The 6,029-nt window shown below is 36.3% G+C and carries 7 protein-coding genes and 1 pseudogene; 1 reads left to right on the forward strand and 7 read right to left on the reverse strand.

Annotation, left to right across the window (positions count from 1 at the left end):
• Window positions 1-7: 7 nt before the first annotated feature.
• The gene (locus I2I33_RS13780) at window positions 8-565 is read left to right on the forward strand and encodes a hypothetical protein (RefSeq protein WP_032947779.1); all 558 of its coding nucleotides are present in this window, start codon (window positions 8-10) and stop codon (window positions 563-565) included.
• A gap of 64 nt (window positions 566-629) precedes the next feature.
• On the opposite strand, the pseudogene I2I33_RS13785 reads toward I2I33_RS13780, so the two are convergent.
• The 7 genes and pseudogenes from I2I33_RS13785 to I2I33_RS20325 all read right to left on the reverse strand — a co-directional run.
• A pseudogene (locus I2I33_RS13785) lies at window positions 630-758 on the reverse strand (lysozyme); the annotation flags it as partial.
• Between the two features lie 147 nt (window positions 759-905).
• Window positions 906-1,511 (reverse strand): hypothetical protein, encoded by a 606-nt coding sequence (locus tag I2I33_RS13790; RefSeq protein ID WP_007840025.1) that lies wholly within the window; start codon window positions 1,509-1,511, stop codon window positions 906-908.
• Window positions 1,512-1,513: 2 nt separating this feature from the next.
• On the reverse strand, window positions 1,514-2,125 hold the full coding sequence (locus I2I33_RS13795) for a hypothetical protein (protein WP_007840024.1): 612 nt from the start codon (window positions 2,123-2,125) through the stop codon (window positions 1,514-1,516).
• A 6-nt stretch (window positions 2,126-2,131) separates the two neighbouring features.
• Window positions 2,132-4,234 (reverse strand): sensor histidine kinase, encoded by a 2,103-nt coding sequence (locus I2I33_RS13800; protein ID WP_007840023.1) that lies wholly within the window; start codon window positions 4,232-4,234, stop codon window positions 2,132-2,134.
• A 1-nt stretch (window position 4,235) separates the two neighbouring features.
• Window positions 4,236-5,321, reverse strand: a complete 1,086-nt coding sequence (locus I2I33_RS13805; RefSeq protein WP_050541320.1) for a DNA cytosine methyltransferase — start codon at window positions 5,319-5,321, stop codon at window positions 4,236-4,238.
• Between the two features lie 2 nt (window positions 5,322-5,323).
• Window positions 5,324-5,524 carry a helix-turn-helix transcriptional regulator gene (locus I2I33_RS13810; RefSeq protein ID WP_007840021.1) on the reverse strand — a complete coding sequence of 67 codons (201 nt, stop codon included), beginning with the start codon at window positions 5,522-5,524 and terminating at the stop codon, window positions 5,324-5,326.
• A gap of 258 nt (window positions 5,525-5,782) precedes the next feature.
• A partial coding sequence (locus I2I33_RS20325) for a hypothetical protein (RefSeq protein ID WP_229128303.1) occupies window positions 5,783-6,029 on the reverse strand: 247 nt, incomplete at its 5' end.

Here is a 6,029-nt window from a genome sequence, read left to right on the forward strand (position 1 = left end):
TATAAAAATGAAAGCAACCGTTCAATACAATGATTATGTAGGCTCAACAGCAGCTGATATTAGTGATTTCACAACTCTGGAAAAATATTTGGAGGAAATAGATGTTGACATAAAACGTTACCATCCTATAGGGGTGAAATTTTTTACATCTTATGGTGATGGGTGTAATGTGTCCATTTTATGTGAAGACATGGTAAATGACAACTCCTTAGTTGAGCTTAGACTTGATGAAATGTCAATTCCGGATTTCTTCTCTCTTTTCAAAAGACTGGAAGTTATTTTGCATTTAAAGAGTTCTGGGGATAGGGATATAACCCAAAGCATTACAATTAATATAGACCCTATTAAAAAGGAAAAATTAATACAGTTTGGATTCTCTGAAGATGGTGATATTTATACAAAAAAATACGCTAACGGTATAATTGCAACTCTGTATAATGAAGGAGAAGGTGTTATCCCTCATGCTGATTTTAAAGACAAAGACTATCCATACTCTATTGTTTATAAAATGAGTGATATTGAGCAACTTGATAATAATTGGAACAAAGGAAATTTGAACTTCTAATTAAAAATGATTATAAAAGAGTTGGTGCAACCCATTGATGGCTGTACCAACTCTTTTATAATAGTTATGGAATATACACCGCCTTTCTCCGTATGAGCAGTATGGCGTACCGTTTACCCTTGTAGTTGCAAAAAGCGATATACTCCCGATAAATGTTCCTGTCGCCCACCTCCAACTTTCGGATCAGTATGCTTTAGGGTATCTCTCCACCCCAAGAAGCAGAGTGAAAAGTATGTTTACTTATAACTTCTCATTCTGTCAAATATAATAAGGAGCGATCTTATAATTACGTGCTTAATAAACAGTTGTTAGTACATGATTTTATACAATATGTTCATTATTATTGTAAGTTGGAAAATAATAAATCATCATTACCATCAAAGACTAAAGCCTCTTTATTGTGAACCAATTCAACAGCAGCCATCGGATCAGTTGTATCTAATGTAGCGATTTGATTGTCATACGTAGCAATCATTTTTTCTTTTGCTACTTTTAATGGGTCTCCATTCAAAAAACTTTTCAAGCCTGCCATAGCACTATTTATAAAAGGTTCACGTTCACCTCTTACATTGAACGTGTCGTTATAACCGACAAAGAATAGTAATTCAAGAGACTTCAAATGTGAATGAAGTTTTTGAGCGCAAGAACAAGCAACACAATAAAGACCTTTATTCTTGAAATTATAGTTGGTTGTATGTATTGAGACTACAGCTTCTTCGGCCTCATTATAAATTCCATCTGTATCACCATGACCGGCAAAAAAACAAAGTTGGTGTTCAGGCATGACACCAATAACATTCTGTTCACTCAAATTTGGAGGGTAAACAGGAGAGTATTCAATACTATTATCAGCACATATTTGTTTAGCCTCGTCCGCACATGATTCTAAGAAATCATGAAGTATGGTGGTAGAATCGTTATTACATGCTATCAATATTTTGCCCATATTTATTTTTTAGAACGATTTAGTTGATAGATATAATACTCATTAAGCTTTTGTTCAAAAGATTTGCCTATAGGCGTTTGTTGTCTCAACTCAACAAGGATGTCAGCCCAAGTAAATGTTTTACCAGTGGAGACTTCGCTAAAGGCTTCTTTGTTGTTATCTTCTGGATGACGGAGAAGCCATTGTTCAAGGACGCAGTCGAATTTTGTACTCCACTGAGAACGAACTCTGTCAATGATGGAAATGACAGAGTCAAAGTCATCATTGCTTCTGTCCAAATAGAAGAAATTCTCCTCGTTCATCATTTCAACGATAGATTCAAGAGGAATATCAGTCCTTAACTGGTTGGCCGACATTATCACAATATAAAGCAAAGATGTTTTTTTGCGAATCTCCTTCAACAAATCAATGCCTTTTTTGTGGTGACCACTGAAATTCCAGTCAATGAATACTATCATTTTGCTATTCAAATTCTCCAACACGTATTCCAAACCTTTGTCTGGATTTTGAAAAACATGGTTACAGTCAGCATCTTTGTAATGCTTTCTTATATTTTGAACAAACGGCTCTTTCTCCGACATATTATCATCAATAAAGACTATCTTAAAATCCATAATTATTTACTTTTTAAAAGGTATTGTTATTTTTATTGTCGTTCCTATTTCACCAAATTCACTGTCAACGACAGCGACAGAGCCTCCAAGAGACTGGACACGAGTTTTCACAATATACAATCCAATGCCAGCACCTCCTTGCAACTCGGTCGTTGTATAATACAACGCAAAAATTTGTTCATGGTCTTCTTGAGGAATACCTATACCTGTGTCTGAAACAAGTATCTCTAACATATCGTTTTGAACCTCGTAAGAGCAACGAATCACTTTTGGTTTTGACTTGGTCATTGCTTTCACGGAATTATCTATTAGGTTCTGCAGAATATCCCTAAAAAATTGTCGATTTGCATTCAGAACAATCTTATCAGGGAAATCTGTCTGTAAGGATATCCCTTCACGTGAGAAGACATCATCGTATTCACCCAATATTTCCTCAAACGTAGTTTTTAAATCAACTTCCTCAGGAGTCAAGTTCGATTGTGAATAACTGAGCATATAGTTAATCACACGGTTGAGTACTTTGAAACGTTCATACATCTCTTTAGAATAGAGTATGAACAATTCTTCCTCTTCAGGATCGGGATAATATCGATAGAAGAACTCCACCCTATCACGTATCTGATTAAGGGTGGTACGAACAGCATGAGTGATATTAATCGCAAACTGTTGTAGGGACATAATACTCATATAGATGTTCTCCTTACGAGTAAAATCCTCTAAAGCCTTTTTTTGCTCGCTAATAGCCGTCTTTACACTACGCCCTGTCTTACGAACTTGTTTGATAAGAGGCTCTACCGTCTGCTTCAATTCTGGCTTTTTGGCGACAATATCGTTAAAGGCTTCTACTAAAGAACTGATGTCATCTGATGCGACTTTTAGCCCCTCCTGTGCATTATCACGTTTTGCTTGACGCATTTCTACTTTGTAATCTTGAAGAGCATTAAGTTGAGTAATGATGAATTTTTTCATCTCTCGATACTCAACATTATCCACAAAGTCTTGTCGATTGGTCGCATCTATTATTCGAGGATTCCCATTTTTGGTGATGTCAATAACACCCAAAAACTCACGTGTGCTTATTCTATTGAATATATCCTGATATACCCTTTTATCAATTCCCAAGATGTCACGTTTTAAATCTTGAATTTCATTGGTTTCTGCAAAAGGCGTAGCGATGATGCCATCACGATAGACCTTAAACCCATCTATAGGATCATTAGGAAAGGCTTTTCGATAGCTTCTACGGGCTGATTCGTCAAAGAAAAAAATCCTAATCCTTATTCCTCCAAAAGATTTGAGTGGAATAAGATGGTAACTAAAAATGTTCTTTTCCTTATCATAGAAGATGCTCTGCTGAAGCTTTTTATCCTCGTCAAAATCTATATTCAGAGAAATGGTCGCATTATTAAAGTCATCTAATGTTCTGATAGATTCTTGGTCTATATTAAATTCTGGTGCAATTACCCGAACTTTGAATGGGTAACTCAAATTCGCAAATGGAGAGACAATTTTTGAAATTTCACGCATTAAATGCTCAATTTCCTTCTTGGTCCAAGGATCTCTGATGGAAGTGATTATCAATTTCGTTCCTGATGTATCAGGATTTTCGGAATCATTATAAGTATAAACATTCTCAACATCGGTAAATAGACGAATATCTGCCTCTTCTTCGCTCTCAGTATAATAAGAAGTCCAGTCAATGTCAACTTTTAGCCACTTTTCTGCACCTCTTTTTTTGGTGATAACGGAAACTTTATCTCCAAGTTTATCTACAGCAAAACGCCCTATGCCTTTTTCTCCAACACATCTTCTATTGAAGGGCTTTGGTGAATATGGATGAGCGCGTTTGCTTGAAGTTCCAATAACCATCCATTTGTCTCGGATATCTTCAAACGACATTCCATATCCATCATCTTCTACTCGTATAACTGCTTGTTTTTTTCCAACTCCAACATTTTCAAAAATAACATTTACATTTTGGGCATTAGCATCATAACAGTTCTTTACTAATTCGAATAGAGCTGTAACTCGATCTGTTATCAAATCACGCCCGATTAGCCGGAATGTGCTAACGTCAAATCGCCATTTTAGTTTACGATTATCGTCCATATTATTTGTGAGTTCTAATATGTTTCTTAATACTCTCTGCGATCACTTCGCCCAATCTTGGGGGAACAGCATTTCCTATATAACGTGAAGCCTTAGTTAAAGACACTTCCTGCTCATTAGGAAAGAATTTATATGTTGTTGGAAAAGTCTGGAACAATGCAGCTTCACGTGCGGAAATAGCTCTGTTCTGAATAGGATGACCAAAACGACCGTTGCCGATACCTGTACAAAGCGTAGTCATCGTTGGAGCAGGCTCTTCCCAAGTCATACGGCCATAAACACTACCAAAGCTCTTACCTCCTTCCTTCTTATGGCAATTCAACAAAAGCTCCTCCGGCCAGTCTTTCCAACTTCCACCATATGGTGTAGCCTCCATTCTTCTCATATTCAGAGCAGATAAGGCTCTACAGCGGTGTAACTTATCAGCAGGGCATTCTTCACCGGCTTGAAGAGGGGGAAGGTTGCTAATCACATCACGAACGGTCACATAATTATCTTTTCGATGTGTTGGAGGTATCAATTCTATCTCACCTAATTTTGAGGCTAACAATACTAATCGCTTGCGCGTCTGTGGAATACCATAATCAGGACAATAAACCACATGATATGAAACATAATATCCTTCTGATTCAAGTGTTTTAACAAAATCTCCTAAAACTGACTGAAGTTTGAATGAAGCTATAGCTGGAACATTCTCCATTGTAACTATGTCTGGTTGGACGTCCTTAACAAGACGTCCAAATTCATAAAGAAGATTGTATTTTTTTTCATCTTTATTCTTGTTTTTAAATGCGTAAGATGAAAAAGGCTGACAAGGAGCGCAGCCAGCCAAAACCTTTATTGATTTCTTGGAATAGAAAGGTATTATTTCTTCTTTTCGAACAGTCCTAATATCCTTGAAAATAAACTTTGCTTCATTATTAGTTTCATATGCGTACAGACAAGTTTGATCCAAATCGAACCCAGCTCGGATCTTGAGACCTTTTGACTTCATTCCATAACTTAGTCCGCCTATTCCGCAAAATAGGTCAACCACCTCTATTGAAGGTAGTCTTCCGCGTCGTTTATGCATTTTACTTTTAGGCATATCTATTCCGTGATAAGTTCTCGTTTTTCACATCCTAACAAATCGGCAATCTTTGCTAACGTCTGCAAATCTGGTTGATGCATATTGGTGCACCACTTACTTACTGTTACAGTAGATACGCCCAACTGTTCTGACAACCATTTGCTTGTCTTTTGTTTCTCTACAAGAACCACTTTAAGCCGGTTAAGAGGTCTTTCATCCATCTTTATTTAATTAAAACTAAATGCAAATATAATAAAGATAGACAATATGACCAAATGTTTTATAGAAATATCCCAAATATGAAGCTTTATAAGGCTTACTATTGGTGTTTCCAATAAGCCAATTGAACTAATTCAGGCATATTCGATTTATCACAATGAGAAAACACAAGCTAAAACTAACACTATTTCTTAAACAATGTCGTGTAGGAAGAAAACACAATTATCCTCCTATATTTTCCTAATGTTTTTCAAATGCAATTACAAGAAGGGATAAAGTGAGTCGCCCTTTTTCACTACCTGACATTTCAAGTAATAGATAACTGGAAATGAACTCTTAATCGTCTTTAATTTTTTAGTTTCAAAATTAGTTGGCGAAGAGTCTGTTGTCAGTACACACAACACGAAGAAATAGCACACTCTTTTCCCGTTGGAAAATATAAAGTCACTTGACCCACTATTATAAAAATCACCTGACCCACCTTTATAACCGAAACTGACCCACTTA

This window comes from Butyricimonas sp. BSD2780061689_150309_C8, assembly GCF_015560935.1.
Classification (GTDB): domain Bacteria; phylum Bacteroidota; class Bacteroidia; order Bacteroidales; family Marinifilaceae; genus Butyricimonas; species Butyricimonas paravirosa.